This is a genomic window from Cohnella sp. AR92, from assembly GCF_003990975.1.
Classification (GTDB): Bacteria; Bacillota; Bacilli; order Paenibacillales; family Paenibacillaceae; genus Cohnella.
The window spans coordinates 104,222-119,291 of record NZ_RZJR01000001.1; the positions used below are offsets into that span (position 1 = coordinate 104,222).

Sequence of the window (15,070 nt, forward strand, 5' to 3'; positions counted from 1 at the left end):
GCGTCATATGGATCTGCAGGATTTTAGAAAAGAGTTTATTGAAGATGTCCGTTCTACTGCTGCAGCCTATGGCGAGGGTTCAAGCGCGGCATTCGTTGCAATTGTTTCAAACTACCTTGTAAACGCAGAAGTACTTCCTGATTTCGAGAATGCATTTTACCTAGGTTCAGGCTTGCGGAACAGAAAGTTGCGAATTGATGGATATGCACTTGATGAGTTCGACTATACGATGAATCTTATAGTCGCCGATTTTCTCGGGGAAGACACCGAAAGAACGCTTACTCGTTCCGATGCTGAACAAATTTTTGAGTGGCCGCTAAGATTTGTTGATGAGACTTTCAACAATAATCTTCACAAGAAAATAGAAATCAGCAGTACCGCCGCGGATTTGATGGATATTTTGAGGACGAACAAGGAGCGTATTCGCAAGTACCGTGTTCTGTTGTTTACTGATGGATTCATGAGCGGTCGGATTGAAAGTTTCCCAGTCAAGGAGTTTGAAGGGGTTAATGTAGAGTTTCAAATATGGGATGTTGAGCGGCTCTACAAGATGTTCTTAGCGGATTCAGGTCGTGAGAACATCGAAATAGACTTTACCCAATACACTCCAAACGGGATTCCATGCCTTGATGCCAGCGGATTCGGAGATAATTCTTATCGATGCTATTTATGTGTAATACCAGGTTCAGCTGTTGCAGATGTATATGATCGTTTCGGTGCGCAGTTGTTGGAAGGCAATGTGCGGTCGTTTTTAAGCACAAAGGTTGCGGTAAACAAGAAAATCCGAGAAACGATACTAAGCTCTCCGAGAATGTTCTTTGCATTCAATAATGGAATAGCGGCAACAGCAGCGGATGTAGTAGTCGAGGAGAAACCAGAGGGGAAATTCATAACTTCAGTAAAAGACTTTCAGATTATCAACGGCGGGCAGACAACGGCTTCATTATCCAGTGCCCGTTATAAGGATAAGGCCAATCTAAACGATATCAGCGTACAGATGAAATTGACTGAGATCGATGGTGATCAGGATGAGACGCATAATCTCATGCAAAAAATTTCGAGATCATCCAATAGTCAGAATAAAGTAAGCGATGCAGACTTTTTCTCAACGCATCCATTCCACATTCGTATTGAACAGATTTCAAGAAGGTTGTTTGCACCAGCAACAGGCGGTGCGCAGCACGATACACATTGGTTCTATGAACGAGCCAGGGGACAGTATCTCCAAGCCCAAATGCGCATGACAAAATCGGAGCGCAACCGCTTCCTAACGCAAAATCCAAAGGAACAATTGATTACAAAGACTGACATGGCGAAAGCGCGAAATACCTGGAGAGGACTTCCTCATACCGTAAGCAAAGGAGCCCAGTCGAATTTCAGCGAGTTCGCAGAGTGGGTAGATGATGCATGGTCGGTTTCCGATGAGGCATTCAATGAACGATTCTTTCAAGAATCAATTGCCCTCTTTATCTTATTCAAGCATGTTGAAAAGCTGGTAACGTACCAATCGTGGTATGAGCAAGGCTATCGAGCCAATATAGTTACCTATTCAATCGCTTTGCTGGCTCACTTGCTAAAGAATCAATATCCCGATAGCACCTTGGACTTACAGATAATCTGGAATAAACAAGACGTTCCTGACGTGCTTACAAATCAATTAGCCAAGCTTGCCAAAGTTGTTCTGGATTCAATTACTGATCCGACCAGGGCTGTCGCCAACGTAACCCAATGGTGCAAACGCGAGGCGTGTTGGACGAGAATCAAGTCATTGGATATTGTTCTTGATGCGTCGATTGAATCTATTCTAATTGATACAACCGATGCCAAATCGGAAGCTCGAAGAGCGCGCAAGGATCAGAAAATGATCAGCGGAATAGAGGCCCAATCAAAAGTAGTCAATTATGGGGCCGAATACTGGAAACGAGTGCATTCATTCATTGCAGAAAAGAAGATCCCCTACCATACAGAAGCTGAGTCATTAAAAATAGCTTGCAATATGCCCGCGAAGCTGCCAAACTCGGTACATAGCCAGAAGCTGCTTGCTTTGCTCGAAAAGGCTGTGTCTGAAGGCTGGAAAGAGGATTAAAGAGAGGTGCATGACAGTGTATAGACTACTGGATCTGTTTGCAGGCGCGGGCGGCATGAGCTTGGGATTTTTGCAAACCAAACGCTTTGATATAGCAGTAGCCGTTGAGAAAAATGACAATGCAAAAGCTACTTACGAGCGTAATCATGAACATACAACAGTGTTAAGCGATATACTGGATATCACTGATTATAAGTCTTTCAAAAGCACATATGGAGAGTTTGATGTAGTGGTAGGAGGACCGCCATGTCAGGGGTTCTCCAATGCGAATCGGCAAAAAAACCATATTATCAGCCAGAACAATAGTTTGGTTAAAAAGTATGTCGAAGTCATACTCAATCTCCAGCCCAAGGCTTTTGTTATGGAGAATGTTCGTATGTTGAAGTCGGATGTTCATCGATTTTATTGTACGAATAATGATGGGATGGAATTTGAACGATTGGGGATTACTACTCGTAATGAGACGATATACCTTCTCGATACGGAGTGTCCAGTTGCGGATGTAGAAGAGTACTTGTTTAATTCGAAAGTGCTGGACGAGCTGATTTTGTCAGACAAGGTGTTTTATTTGCTGCGAATGCTTCTCAAGAATTCGAGCAAAGAAGAATCGCGCGAAAAAGCCTTAAAGGAAAAGGCCAAACAGTGCATCAAGTATATTGCAGGGCTTCCTCAGAGGAGTTCAGACGTTTCTAAAGCGTACATTGAATTCGAACAAGAGGCGCTGAATGCGTTTATTAAGTATGCAGGCGAGGAAATTGTGTTCAAGGAAGCAGTTCGGCCCATGATGAACTACATTAACTTTCAACGTATGCTTATGCATGCGAAAGAGTTGCTAGATAACAATATCGCTGTGCATTCATTGAAAAGAGAGCCGAAAAGCGTTCAAGTGGAAGTAAGGTCGTATTCGGTCATTGATTATATTAATAAGCGATTGGGCGAGTGTTATGATATCGATGCAGATGTTCTAAATGCTGCTTGGTTTGGAGCGCCGCAGCTTCGGGAACGTTATATAGCTATGGGAATATTAAAAAAACTCAATGTAAAGCCAGAGTTGCCTAAACGAGAGTTTGAAGAAACTGAATACCGTACAGTTTATGATGCTATAAAGGATCTAGAGACCGTGCCTCCTGTATTCAGTACCGAGGATGCTCCAATTCAGTTAGCTGATGAGTTTCTTGAAACAAAACTGACCAGTCAGCTTCGGAACACTTCTACATTAAGCAATCACATAGTAACGGAAACTCGGGAGACCGCAAAAAAGCGATTTGAAGCTCTTGGACAAGGCCAGAATTTCCATGATCTTGACCGCAGCCTTATTGAGGACACTTACACAAGCCCAGAGCGCACCCAAAATTCAATTTATCTAAGGCTCAATTATGAGAAGTCCTGTGGGACGGTTACGAATGTCCGCAAGTCGATGTGGATCCATCCGACGATTCATAGGGCAATAAGCATCCGCGAAGCGGCAAGACTGCAATCATTCCCTGATGATTTCGTATTTATAGGAACGAAGGATTCTCAGTACCAGCAAGTCGGGAATGCTGTGCCGCCGATTATGGCCCATGCTATTGCAGCCAAACTTGCAAAATTGCTGGATGCTTGCAATGTGTCAAGCAACTTGCAGGGAGGCATTGCAGATGGTGGATACGCTGACGACAGAGCAACGAAGCAAGATGATGTCGAAGATAAAAGCCAAGAATACAATGCCAGAAATGACCGTCAGGAAGTATCTGCATAGTAAAGGGTTTCGATATCGTCTACATGACAAGAAACTGCCAGGAAAGCCTGATATCATCTTGCCTAAGTATAAGACAGCGATTTTTATTCATGGTTGCTTCTGGCATGCTCACGAAGGCTGCAAGTACTACCGTCCGCCAAAGTCAAATACAGAGTACTGGATGAAAAAGATTGAGGGCAATGTCTTGCGCGATCAAAAAAAGCAAGGAGCATTGCAAGATATGGGCTGGAAAGTGATTGTTGTTTGGGAGTGCGAATTGAAGAGGGATGCAACAGAAAGATGTTCGGTGCTTGTTGAACAAATAGCGGATAGTAATAAGTAGAGCCCGCAGCTTGAATGCCACCTAGGATCGCAACAATTCCTAGGCGGCATATTATTAACAACTATAATAGAGCTTGTCAATAAATTCTTGCCTAGTTCCTGGAACATCGAGACCTAAATGCGTTTTAACCAGTTCCTGAACAGAGCCATGCTGCTTCCAACCTTTTAGTATTTCTCCATTTTGGGTAATGAAGTAATTGGCTTGAACAACGGCTCCCTTTTTTGATGTATTTACCAGACCTAGCGCTACTTGTACGGAGCGTTCATTGAAATTAAGCTTAATAATTTTGGTCTTCCCATTTTTTCTTGCCAGCTCGATGTTCATTTGCTAACCCCCAGTCGGTAGTCTCACAAGTTCAGTGTAAATAATATACAATTCATTGTCATTAAAAAAACATGTGTTTCGAGATAATGTACGTTTATTCAAATTGATTAATATAGAAAATAATAAGGATGTGTTACATCACATTGAGATGGGACCAACTAGTTAATAAATTGCTTTTGCTTGGCAAGTTTGTTGGGTATGCAGTTATAGCATGGTTTACCTATGCAAACTTTATAACAGAGGGAATGAACTTAGATTCAGCATTAGTAAAAGATCTAGTAAATACACCATTGGTCAAATGGATTATTGCAGTTTCCATTTTGGAGGTTCTTCATAACATCTGGGGGTTTTTGGGATTGGGAGAGAAGTGATGGGAGGGGGTAATCGAGCCCCCTCCTTTACTATTAGTTTACCCTATCCAACGTTACGGTGAACCGTATCATAAGTGACGGCGAAATTTGTGGGAGTTCAATACTGCTCTTTCATGATTCGAGAGGCTAGTCGACATGTAGAGTTTCAATTAAAGAGGCATTGGTTTTCCGGGGATTTTCAGAAAAAGTTATCTTACGGACATCATCGGGATGGTCGCCATACTCGTATCCGTCACCTAGTTCAATTGCTCCAGCTAATGTTCGCTATCGTACGTGGAAGTAAGGACCGCTGGAGCAATCGGAATTCGGGTAGGAGGGCCGTGGGCCGTGAAAGGTTAACTGAATGAAAACCAGTCCTCCCCCATACCACTTTAACCCCTGCTTCTGATCCCGTTATAAGCTTTCCAATAAAGAGAACCCGATTTTTTGATCGGCGTCGAAGCCCATCCTGTAATTGGCTAAAACAACGGCTGCTGTTTTCTTTTCCCGATTGCCGCCCAAGAAAGTACTGAAACAACCCGTACCCCCGCCATGCCAAAAGATGTTATTGTTATTCCTCAACAGCCACCAGCCGAGACCCATATCGTATCGTTTGCCTTTTCCATTCGCATGCTTCAAGGTACATGTTGCCAAGTATGGTTGATCGTTACCCATGACCCTAGTAGCATAGTTCAGCAAATCCCCAGCTGTGGAACTTAGTCCGCCTGCAGGAGTTATGATTTCATTCGGACCCCATTGCCAATGGTCGCAAACGTTATTCTTGGAGTCATACCCGTGCAAATTTGCTTTTTCATTCCCCAGCCAGGTATGAGTTAGTTCTAATTCATGTTGTACAAAATCATTCATCGCACTCCAATATCCCCTGCCGGAAGCCGCTCCTAATGCATAACCGATAAGCGCAAGTCCGAAGTTGGAATACTCCCATGCGTAATCTTTATTTTTCAACGGATGTCGCTCGATCAACGCTTTCATCTTGTCGATGTCCACATTAAACGGATTCCGCTTTTTCATGTCGCCGCCGCCGCTGATCAATCCGAGGAGCAACTTCAAATTCTCCCGTTTATTAAAGGGCAATGAACCTGAATATCCCGAAGTATGAGTGGCGAGACGAAACAAAGTCGGATAGTACTTTTCCTCCGTAAGTCCTTCAACGTATTTATGGATGGAATCGGTTAATGACATCCTGTTTTCTGAAACATACTTAGCTAACAAGGAAGTCGTGAAGGTTTTTGTAATAGAGCCGATTTCATAACGGTATTCGCGATCGGCCTCCATCTCCCCGTGTTCATTAATTACACATATTCCGGACTCCGCTCCTCTTACGTAGCCAACTGTTAATTTTAAGTTCTTTTTGCTTTTGCATGCCTTTCGAATCATTTGCAAAGTTTTGTCGTTTATTACAACCGTCATAATTATACCCTCCCCAAGTTTTGACTCCTACCAGGTCCTCGCCTGTCATTCAAAGCTTTCATTTCTTTGTTTCATGATTTGGTCCTCCCAATTTGGATTGATTTCTTCTTCTTTCGAATTCTTCCATGACTCTTGTCTGCAGCTCATCTGCGTTCTCGGCTGGTTCCTGGGTGCCGTCGGATTCGAAGCCATCCTGTTCTTCCCCGTCAAATCGGTACAGTTTTTTCAATAGGTTCCACATGAACTCTAGTTCATCTGACGTGAATTCTGCGAATAGATCCGCAAGAAAATAAATGCCTTTTTCCGAAGATTCCAACAGGGCCTGCATGCCTGTTTCGGTGATGATGACGTTGACCGCTCGTTTATCCCTGGGACTAGGAGCAATTCGGACAAATTCCTTGTGCTCGAGAATCGATATGATCTGCTTGACGCTTTGTTTGGTTGTGCCTAGTTTCCGTCCAATGTTGTTGAGCGTAGTCTCATCTTGTTGCAGATGGGCGATCGCCAGCATCGTCATGTACTGTCTAGACGTAAGGCTCTGGAAATAGATGTCGCCTTTAATCTGGATCTTATTGGCAAGCGAAAACAATGTGGCGTAAGTCTGCTGCATGAGAAACAATTCTTTGTAGATGTCCATAGGATCGGCCCCTTCACAATAGACAATGTACTGTCTAAACTATTATTAGCAGATGTTGGCAATTAAGTCAATATACTGTCTAAAAGAAGTTGAAAATAAAAGACGCAACCTGGTTCGGTTGCGTTGAAGGCCTTATGTATGAGCCAAGCTATTTACTTTTCTGCCAATCTATGCCACATTGTATTCTGAAAACATAACGATAAGGAGAAAAAAGCATGAGCGAGGTCGAAGTTGTACAATCCGGCAGGGAGACGGCTCCCCAATCTCTGAGACCCCGCCGGGCTGCCGAAGTATTGGTTATCATCGCGTTGATGATCGTTTCCGTCATTTTCATTCCCGGGCTCAAGGGACTGATCGCGATCGCGTCTATTATATATTTTATAGTGGATTGGAAAATACGCGAAGGCGACGCCCCGTTATGGGGGCCGACGATTGCGGGTTTAACGAGGGACATCCGCCGGACTTGGCTATGGATAATACTTGTTTCTGTTGTGTCGCAGCTCGTATTTGTTCTTGTCTTCAAGTATTACTCACCGGAAACGGCTATGCACATCAAAGACCGTCTACCGTCGAGCGGAGAGCTGAACGGGCAGTTGATTTTGGCGATCCTGATTGCGCCTCTAGGAGAGGAAATTGCCTTCCGCGGACTCATTCAACAGCGAATCGGCTGGTTTGTGCCGCCATGGGCTGCCATCTGTACTTCGTCCCTTCTTTTTGCGCTCATGCACTTTAGCACCGGATCCGCAGAAGTTGTGTTCTGGGACTTACTCAGCGTGTTCGTCGACAGCGTGATCTTCGGCATCATCTACATGAGAACGAAGAACATCGTCGTTGCCTTTATGGCCCACCTTTTGGCCGATGTAATCGCCATGTTGCTCCTTGTCACGATGATTTAGGGACGCAGACTCAGGTGACGCTATTTTACGAGTAGCACACTGTATTTCCTTCTTGTGTTCATCATCTAGATATTATAAGTTTCACCCTTATCCATTCCTATCTGATCTCTGCAAAGCTTTCTCGACATCCATGGACGCAGAAGGCGTTTTTGTTTGGATTTTTGCCCGTTCGCGCTTGCGGAACAGAACGATGAGCGCCGGCAGGATTGTTAAGGCGCAGATCAGCGAGAGCAATGTATCGATGACCGTCGTTACGCCGAAATCGCGCAGCGCCGGGAAGTTGACGAAGATCAGGGTAGAGAAGCCTACGACAACCGTCAATCCGGAAGCGGTAATCGCTTGGCCGACCTTGGACTAGGACACTTGGATCGCTTCCTTGGCCCCTAACCCTTTGGCTTCTTCTTCGCGGAAACGCTCCATGATCAGGATCGTGAACTCCGTTCCGATTCCGAGAACGAGCATAATCGGAACAAGCGGGTAGATGGAATGCTTGAATCGGCGATAAACCAGGAACAAGCCGATGAAAATAATGGCCAGCCCTACGACGATCATGAGCTGTTTGTTGGCGCCGATATTGTTGACTCCATACAGCATCATGACTTGAGCGCCCGCCGGATTCACCTCGATCCCTGCTTCGGCATCGACCTGATCCGTGATCTCGTTCATGAGAGCGAGTTGATCGGCGGAGGAGAGATCGGGATTGACTTGGAATTGGAGGGTTGCATAGCGATGATCTTCGCTGACGACGGTCTTCAAGATAGAAGGGGGCAGGCTTTGAATGCCGGCTTTCAGCTGCTGGGCATCCGAAGGGAGGTCGCTGCCGCCGCTTAGTTGAAGGAGAAGCGAGGCCAGCGTGTTCACCCCTTGGATATCCTCATATTTGTTATCGATGGTCTGGCTGAAATCCTGCATCCAATGGACGACCTCGGGATCCGTGACGTCATCGGCTTCTACGAGATAGGTAATGAACATAGTCGAGCCGACAGTGGATTGAAGCTCGTACGTGTTCTTGAGCGACTTCATATCCTGCGGAATCATCTTGAGGAGGTTCGTATCGGTCGGTATCTTGTGCTCGACGGAAAAGCCAATCGTCGATAAGGCGATCGCGACGGCCAGAATCGGCAAAGCGAGCTTTCCGACGAGACCCGCGTAGCGGCTTAAGAAGCGGGAAAGCCAAGTCTCCTTGTACTCCTTAAGCTTCACCGCCCGGCTGCGCTGGTCGAGCAGTTTGAAGGCAGAGAACAGGAGGACGAGTTCAACTGCGTAGCTGAAGAGAACGCCGATCGCGAGCGTCAGCCCGAATTGCTGCATCATCGGCGCCTTCGATAAGAACATGGTTAAGAAGCTTAAAGCCATGATGAAGACGGCAATTCCGACACCGGGACCTATATGCTTGATAGCGTTCTTCGTTGCAAGAGCGGCATCGCGATTGTTATGCACATACTCTTCTTCGTAGCGATTATGAAACTGTACGCCGAAGTCCGTTCCCAGGCCAATGATGATAGGCAATGTTGCCATCGTCGCCAGCGTGATTGGAATGCCCGCCCAACCCATGAAGCCGAAAGTCCATAGAAGGCCAACCAGAACGAAGCCGAGCGAGATAATCCGGCGTCGGACAGGGAATACCAGGAACAGAACGAGAATCATCAAGACGACAGCGAGCGATAGCATGATTCCCATCGTGGTCATGACTTCGCCCTTAACCTCACCTTCTACGATAGGTACCCCGCCAGTCTTGACCGTGATCCCGTCCGCGAAGTTGCTCTGCTCAATAAGGTCGTTCAACTCATCGTTAATTCGAACGTAAGTGTCCATTTCGGTGTCATTAGAGGTGTTCATTACGATCAGCACTCGTTCACCGTTTGCGGGGATCAACTGCTTAAGCGGACCAGGAACATTGCCGTTATCGGAGAACACAGCCTGACGCAGCTGTTCGGTGCTCATCTCTTCGACGGCCGGCGCGTCCGTTTTTCGCATCTCGTTCATCAGTGTAACAAAGTCAGTCGTTCCCGTGATGTCTTCGATCCGCAGAGCCTCTTCCGTAAAGCGGGAGATCTCCTTCACTGTCGCTTGCGAGATCAATTGATCGCGTTCTCCGCTCAGCAGAATATAAATGCTGTCGCCGCCGAAGTTCTCCTGATATGTCGCGGTGTTCTTGAAGGCTTCCGAGTCGCTGCTGACGAGAACATCGTTTCCCATCTTCATCTCGAGCCTGGTTACGCCCAAGCCCATAATAATCGTTAGAATGACGACAACGATAATGTTTAACTTGGACCTAGCAACGATAAACTCGCCTATTCTTGAGAAAATTCTATCCATTGTCTTTACAGCCTCCTTTGCTTATTTCGTAATATAGCAAGGATTAGGAGGCTGAAATATGATCAATTCAAGCAAAGCGTCTTATAATGAGACATATGTTCCAAATTGTCCTGTTAGGCAGTCAGTTCAGTAACGATCTCGATTATTTCTTCCTTGGAGAAGTCATATTTCTTCATCACCCACTGCTTCAGTACTTCGATCATTCCACTGCTGTAGAACTCGCATACTACATTCGGGTAGGGTGAACGCCTAATCTTGATCGACAACGGGTCGTCCATCATCTGAGCACCCTCCATCAGCAGTTTGCTTGCGATCCGAATAAGCAAACTGTACAATTCGTTGTTCTGATTGTCGGCGGTCACGTTCAAGAAGAGCGATCGGTTATCGTTGACGTATTCAATTAATACCTCTGGCAACGAATGCGTTAAACTGCGGACATGGCCCCGTTCATACAGGTTGTTTCCTATAATTTCCATCAATTGATTGAATAAATTGTACTTGTCTACATAGTAACGATAGAAAGTGCTGCGATGAACGAGCGCTTCCTCACAGATATCGTTCACTGTAATAGCAGAGAAGGGCTTCTGGTTCAGGAGCTTAATATAAGAGTTCATAATGAGCTGCGTCGTACGTTGCTTCGACTGATTTCCCACGTTATGGACACCTCCTAGTCAGTTAATGGACAAAGTTACCTTGAGTATACATCAGCTTCAAAGGCTTTTTTATACTGACTTGTGAGGGTGCAACCAATCGGGGTGCCGATTTCGCTCTATACACGATACGGGGAACCGTATCATAAGTAAGGGCAAGTTCTTTTGCGGAATTCCTTGTGGGGCATGGATTTGTATATATGTGTGTAGGTTTCGGGGCTATGGTAACGCTGAAAAGGTACATAGAGCTATCGTATACCTTAAAAAGGGGTCTTGATGTTCTCCTTTATATTGATAAATAACCTCTCTTTAGGGCCATCCGGCAAAGGATGGCCCTAAAACTTGCCGTTACAGACGGCGCGGAGAACCGTATCATAAGTAACGGCTAAAACGCCCTCTCCGAGATTAAGACGATTTTATAGCGTTGTCTAAGCTCCCTCCGATCCGCTTGGAGGGAGCTTTCTGCAATAGCGGGAATAGCCTCGCGCTGTCGTGGTTATAGCTTCTGCTCCAGCACGCTTCGCGTGATTCGGGTGACGAATCTTCTTGGGAAGAAGCGCGGCGCTTGGGTGAGCAGCCAGTTCTGGAAGCCGGGGACAACGATTGTTTTTTTGCTCATTAACGCTTTGTACCCGATCTCTGCAACGGTTTCCGGGCTCATGAGCGTTTTCGGATCGGAGACCTTCTGACCATCCATCTTAGCGCTTCGGAAAAATTCGGTCCCGGTAGCCCCGGGGCATAATGCGGTGACGATAACCCCTGTCCCTTGCAGCTCGTTCGAGACGGCTTCGGTGAGCGAGAGAACGAAAGCTTTAGAAGCGGAATAGTTGGCACTGAGCGGGCAGGCGTAGAATGAAGTGGTCGAGCCTACGTTCAGTATGCTTCCGCTTCCGCGGCTCACCATGGCAGGAAGGAACAGCATCATGAGGTGGGAGAGCGAATGTACGTTGAGCTGCAGCATCTCAAGTTCGGAGCGTACGTCCTGCTCATGTAGCAGTCCGAAGGAGCCGAACCCCGCATTGTTGACGAGAACGTCGATCGCGATGCCCATTTCCATCAGTTGCCCGTGTAGTAGGATGGGGCCATCACTTTGAGCCAGGTCAACGGGAATTAATATTGTCGAGACGGCATAGTTGTCCCGAAGCTGCCGAGCAATACCGCTAAGCTTCTCTTCGTTGCGGGATGCAAGAACGATGCGGTAGTTCTTCTTGGCGAACAATTCCGCGAATGCCTTGCCGATGCCGCTAGATGCGCCTGTAATAAGGACGGTTTTCATAGGGATGAAGCCTCCTAAGTCGTTTATTATCTAAAGACCAAATAACTAAATGTCTAATTATTTGGTTATTTAGTATGAGAAGAAAGGGCCTTATTCGGCCCCGGCAGTCTTCATCTCTATAATACGTTCCGTTGTCGCGATAAAATCCTTCAGATGCTGCACCGGTTCCTCGATTTCCAGGTTGTAATAAATCTCGGTGGCTATTTTGGTGGAATTGACGATATTGGCTTGTTTTAATATTTTCAGATGATGGGATATGGCGGATCGGGACATCGGCGATCGTTCGACGATCTGAGCGACGTTTAGCGAATCGTGCTTCGTTAGCATCATAATGATATCTTGCCGGATAGGGTCGGCCAAGGCGAGGAAGATCGGGCTGCAATCCCTCAACTGCCGATGGACGAGTGTCTCAAGTTGCGTCGTATCATGGGCTTCCATCGGTGCATTGCCTCCATCTTGTTATCGACTAAATAACTAAATATTTGGTTATTTAGATCTTAAAGCGGATTTACGGTAATGTCAAGGGAATACGCTTTGTTCTACTTTCGCTGTTACCTCCGTTACGGTGAACCTCATCACAAATAACGGCGAAAATTTTATCGAGACAAGCTTTCCAATTGCGTTGTGGAATCAGGTCCTATTAGCAATCTTTTGAGCATGTCGAAGGATCCCATCCCAGGTAAGCTCTTTCTGAAGGACAAGCTTGGACTAACCGGCATGGAAGTTTCGCTGAACCAACTGCCTGAGGGAGGCTCTGTCCCGTTCTATCACACCCATCGCGAGAATGAGGAGCTATACCTATTCATTGGCGGCCAAGGTCAGTTTCAGGTAGATGGACAGATTGTTGATGTAAAGGAAGGAACGGCTATTCGTGTTTCGCCTGAAGGCGAACGCACGCTTCGCAATAACGGTACTGGCGATTTGTATTTCATCGTAATTCAAGTCCAAGCGGGCAGTCTACGTCAATGGGTGCAGACGGATGGCGTCATACTCGATAAACCAGTGACCTGGCAGGAATAGCATTAGGCGCAGCCTGATTAGAACGACAACAATAAAACTTGCAAAATGCAAGCACAGATCGTATAATCATGCTCATGAAAAAGCGAACATCTACCGTTTGTCCAATTGTATATGCGCTCGATATATGGGGCGATCCATGGAGCCTCGTCGTCCTTCGTGACGTCCTTATCCATAACAAGCGGTATTACCGCGAATTCCTCGCTTCACGCGAGCGCATCGCAACCAATATTTTAAGCGCACGGCTCCAATCACTAGTTGAAGCAGGCTTGCTCGTCAAAATTGAAGGCGAGTCAAATCGGGCACAAACGATGTATCGGCCGACACAAAAAGCACTTGACCTGATTCCGGTCCTATTTGCCATCATGCATTGGGGCCTTGAGTACAATCCCAATACCGATATGAGTATTCCGATCATGCAAGAACTAAAAACGAACGAAAAAGAGCTGGAGCAACGCCTTCTGCGGAATTTCGACGATGTACGTTCACAGTAAGATCAATCCCATATATACAAAAAAAGGAGCTGCCGTGGCAGCTCCTTTCGTGATTTTCGCCGTTATGAGCGTTAAGGTGAACCGTACCACAAGTGACGGCGAAATATTGAATACAGCAATAAACTCAAAGACACCCCATATGATCAGTTCAACTGATATGAGCGTAAATCTGAAGAGGCGAGTTCACTCAACAAACGATGTTCAAAACGTAAGGTTTCTTCTTGAAATATCTGAGGTATACATCGCACGATCCCATTTCCTTCTTGTGTTCATCATCTAGAATTTATAAGTTTTACCCTTATCCATTCCTATTTTTGCTCGTTCGCGCTTGCGGAACAGAACGATGAGCGCCGGCAGGATTGTTAAGGCGCAGATCAGCGAGAGCAATGTATCAATGACCGTCGTTACGCCGAAATCGCGCAGCGCCGGGAAGTTGACAAAGATCAGGTTAGAGAAGCGAGGCCCGAAGTAGCTCGGATACTTGATCGTCTTTTTACATGAATGTCTGGTCAGGTTAGTGGATTTACAGGGGAAAAACACGCAACAAAGGCACCCAATCGGGTGCCTTTTGATTTCGCTCTATAAATGATACGCGGAACCGTGCCATAAGTGGGGCGAATTCCCATTCACAATTTATCAACCCGTGCTGCAATAAAATCAATAAATTTCTTTGCCGCTGGAGAAACATTTTTAAAAGAAACGGCAGCTATGCCGATTGAACGGGAATGCTCCCCATCCAAAGGTCGTATACACAAATCATATTGAGTCTGTGATAGTATCATTTCAGGGAGAATGCTCACGCCTAGACCATGTTGTACCATGGACATAATGGCATGATCATCTTCCACTTCATATTGGATTTTCGGTGAAAGTTTATGTTGAGAGAAAATGCGAAGCACATCAATATCACAGCCTGCAACAGGCATAATGAAAGGCAAATCCACGATTTGTTCTAATCGGATTATGGATTGCTCTCGAAGAACGTGATTAGATGGCAAAATGCAGAGCATTCTATCATTTTTCAACGGAATCACTTCTAATCCTTCTTGTGTAGGAGCATTCACAAAACCAAAATCAACTTCCCCGCTAACGATCCAGTTTTCGATTTCATGATAGTTTCCATCTAGTAATTTCGCTTCGATTAGCGGAAACTGATCGTGATATTCTTTCAGTAATCGGGGTAACCATTGAATCGATACGCTTGAGAAGGTGCCAATCCTTACTGTGCCAATCTCCAGCCCCTTAATCAAAGCGACTTCTTGATGGAGTTTCTCGTTCAATTGGATGATTTCTTTGAAATGATGTAATAAACGCTCTCCATTGTCGGTTAATTTGATGCCGGAACGGCTCCTAATCAGAAGAGTTAAACCTAATTCATGCTCCAGCCCAGAGATGGCATGGCTGATTGCTGACTGCGTAAGTTTTAACATTTCCCCCACTTTGGTAAGGCTTCCCACTTCCACAACTTTGACAAAAATCTGATATTTAAGCAAGCTCATCATGGCCACCTATTTTCATGAAAAATATTAA

At 45.8% G+C, this 15,070-nt stretch carries 16 protein-coding genes; 7 read left to right on the plus strand and 9 right to left on the minus strand.

Translation table 11 applies throughout. From position 1 onward, the window contains the following. Positions 1-7: 7 nt before the first annotated feature. The 3 genes from ELR57_RS00465 to ELR57_RS00475 are packed head-to-tail and all read left to right on the plus strand — an operon-like array spanning position 8 to position 4,146. Positions 8-2,086 carry an AIPR family protein gene (locus tag ELR57_RS00465; protein ID WP_126956150.1) on the plus strand — a complete coding sequence of 693 codons (2,079 nt, stop codon included), beginning with the start codon at positions 8-10 and terminating at the stop codon, positions 2,084-2,086. A 16-nt stretch (positions 2,087-2,102) separates the two neighbouring features. Further along, positions 2,103-3,824 carry a DNA cytosine methyltransferase gene (locus tag ELR57_RS00470; protein WP_126956152.1) on the plus strand — a complete coding sequence of 574 codons (1,722 nt, stop codon included), beginning with the start codon at positions 2,103-2,105 and terminating at the stop codon, positions 3,822-3,824. Beyond that, a complete protein-coding gene (locus tag ELR57_RS00475; protein WP_126956154.1) occupies positions 3,724-4,146 on the plus strand; it encodes a very short patch repair endonuclease in 423 nt (140 codons plus the stop codon). The genes ELR57_RS00470 and ELR57_RS00475 overlap by 101 nt, the downstream gene beginning before the upstream one ends. A gap of 54 nt (positions 4,147-4,200) precedes the next feature. Here ELR57_RS00475 and ELR57_RS00480 read toward each other — a convergent pair whose 3' ends face one another. Then, positions 4,201-4,470, minus strand: coding sequence for a hypothetical protein (locus ELR57_RS00480; RefSeq protein WP_126956156.1), 270 nt, complete (start codon positions 4,468-4,470; stop codon positions 4,201-4,203). A 143-nt stretch (positions 4,471-4,613) separates the two neighbouring features. Here ELR57_RS00480 and ELR57_RS00485 point away from each other — a divergent pair, with 143 nt between their 5' ends. Continuing rightward, complete coding sequence (locus ELR57_RS00485; protein ID WP_126956158.1) at positions 4,614-4,841, plus strand: hypothetical protein; 228 nt, start codon at positions 4,614-4,616, stop codon at positions 4,839-4,841. Between the two features lie 393 nt (positions 4,842-5,234). Here ELR57_RS00485 and ELR57_RS00490 read toward each other — a convergent pair whose 3' ends face one another. Further along, the gene (locus ELR57_RS00490; protein ID WP_126956160.1) at positions 5,235-6,251 is read right to left on the minus strand and encodes a serine hydrolase domain-containing protein; all 1,017 of its coding nucleotides are present in this window, start codon (positions 6,249-6,251) and stop codon (positions 5,235-5,237) included. A gap of 58 nt (positions 6,252-6,309) precedes the next feature. After that, the gene (locus tag ELR57_RS00495; protein WP_126956162.1) at positions 6,310-6,888 is read right to left on the minus strand and encodes a MarR family winged helix-turn-helix transcriptional regulator; all 579 of its coding nucleotides are present in this window, start codon (positions 6,886-6,888) and stop codon (positions 6,310-6,312) included. A gap of 215 nt (positions 6,889-7,103) precedes the next feature. Between ELR57_RS00495 and ELR57_RS00500 the strand changes: the two genes are divergently transcribed. Further along, entirely contained in the window at positions 7,104-7,784 is a 681-nt protein-coding gene (locus ELR57_RS00500; protein WP_126956164.1) for a CPBP family intramembrane glutamic endopeptidase, read from the plus strand. Between the two features lie 87 nt (positions 7,785-7,871). Here the strand turns inward: ELR57_RS00500 and ELR57_RS28170 are convergent, their stop codons facing one another. The 5 genes from ELR57_RS28170 to ELR57_RS00520 form a co-directional block, all read right to left on the minus strand. Further along, on the minus strand, positions 7,872-8,105 hold the full coding sequence (locus ELR57_RS28170; protein WP_238162356.1) for an MMPL family transporter: 234 nt from the start codon (positions 8,103-8,105) through the stop codon (positions 7,872-7,874). 33 nt (positions 8,106-8,138) lie between these two features. After that, positions 8,139-10,103 (minus strand): efflux RND transporter permease subunit, encoded by a 1,965-nt coding sequence (locus ELR57_RS00505; RefSeq protein WP_238162357.1) that lies wholly within the window; start codon positions 10,101-10,103, stop codon positions 8,139-8,141. Between the two features lie 113 nt (positions 10,104-10,216). Continuing rightward, entirely contained in the window at positions 10,217-10,756 is a 540-nt protein-coding gene (locus tag ELR57_RS00510) for a TetR/AcrR family transcriptional regulator (protein WP_238162358.1), read from the minus strand. Between the two features lie 493 nt (positions 10,757-11,249). After that, a complete protein-coding gene (locus tag ELR57_RS00515) occupies positions 11,250-12,029 on the minus strand; it encodes an SDR family NAD(P)-dependent oxidoreductase (protein ID WP_126956166.1) in 780 nt (259 codons plus the stop codon). A gap of 90 nt (positions 12,030-12,119) precedes the next feature. Beyond that, the gene (locus ELR57_RS00520; protein WP_126956168.1) at positions 12,120-12,467 is read right to left on the minus strand and encodes an ArsR/SmtB family transcription factor; all 348 of its coding nucleotides are present in this window, start codon (positions 12,465-12,467) and stop codon (positions 12,120-12,122) included. A gap of 219 nt (positions 12,468-12,686) precedes the next feature. Between ELR57_RS00520 and ELR57_RS00525 the strand changes: the two genes are divergently transcribed. Together ELR57_RS00525 and ELR57_RS00530 are read left to right on the plus strand one after the other, a co-directional pair. Continuing rightward, positions 12,687-13,049 carry a cupin domain-containing protein gene (locus ELR57_RS00525; protein WP_126956170.1) on the plus strand — a complete coding sequence of 121 codons (363 nt, stop codon included), beginning with the start codon at positions 12,687-12,689 and terminating at the stop codon, positions 13,047-13,049. 68 nt (positions 13,050-13,117) lie between these two features. Then, positions 13,118-13,540: a winged helix-turn-helix transcriptional regulator gene (locus ELR57_RS00530; RefSeq protein ID WP_126956172.1), complete on the plus strand. Its 423-nt coding sequence runs from the start codon at positions 13,118-13,120 to the stop codon at positions 13,538-13,540. Between the two features lie 626 nt (positions 13,541-14,166). Here ELR57_RS00530 and ELR57_RS00535 read toward each other — a convergent pair. Next, positions 14,167-15,039, minus strand: a complete 873-nt coding sequence (locus ELR57_RS00535) for a LysR family transcriptional regulator (protein ID WP_126956174.1) — start codon at positions 15,037-15,039, stop codon at positions 14,167-14,169. Positions 15,040-15,070: the final 31 nt, after the last annotated feature.

What these genes read in the sequence shown, in the direction of transcription:
- ELR57_RS00515 (WP_126956166.1), bottom strand. Translation starts at nt 12,029, where the DNA reads ATGAAAACCGTCCTTATTACAGGCGCATCTAGCGGCATCGGCAAGGCA.
- ELR57_RS00530 (WP_126956172.1), top strand. Translation starts at nt 13,118, where the DNA reads ATGCTCATGAAAAAGCGAACATCTACCGTTTGTCCAATTGTATATGCG.
- ELR57_RS00520 (WP_126956168.1), bottom strand. Translation starts at nt 12,467, where the DNA reads ATGGAAGCCCATGATACGACGCAACTTGAGACACTCGTCCATCGGCAG.
- ELR57_RS00475 (WP_126956154.1), top strand. Translation starts at nt 3,724, where the DNA reads ATGGTGGATACGCTGACGACAGAGCAACGAAGCAAGATGATGTCGAAG.
- ELR57_RS00495 (WP_126956162.1), bottom strand. Translation starts at nt 6,888, where the DNA reads ATGGACATCTACAAAGAATTGTTTCTCATGCAGCAGACTTACGCCACA.
- ELR57_RS00465 (WP_126956150.1), top strand. Translation starts at nt 8, where the DNA reads ATGGATCTGCAGGATTTTAGAAAAGAGTTTATTGAAGATGTCCGTTCT.
- ELR57_RS00490 (WP_126956160.1), bottom strand. Translation starts at nt 6,251, where the DNA reads ATGACGGTTGTAATAAACGACAAAACTTTGCAAATGATTCGAAAGGCA.
- ELR57_RS00535 (WP_126956174.1), bottom strand. Translation starts at nt 15,039, where the DNA reads ATGAGCTTGCTTAAATATCAGATTTTTGTCAAAGTTGTGGAAGTGGGA.
- ELR57_RS00500 (WP_126956164.1), top strand. Translation starts at nt 7,104, where the DNA reads ATGAGCGAGGTCGAAGTTGTACAATCCGGCAGGGAGACGGCTCCCCAA.
- ELR57_RS00525 (WP_126956170.1), top strand. Translation starts at nt 12,687, where the DNA reads ATGTCGAAGGATCCCATCCCAGGTAAGCTCTTTCTGAAGGACAAGCTT.
- ELR57_RS00480 (WP_126956156.1), bottom strand. Translation starts at nt 4,470, where the DNA reads ATGAACATCGAGCTGGCAAGAAAAAATGGGAAGACCAAAATTATTAAG.
- ELR57_RS00505 (WP_238162357.1), bottom strand. Translation starts at nt 10,103, where the DNA reads ATGGATAGAATTTTCTCAAGAATAGGCGAGTTTATCGTTGCTAGGTCC.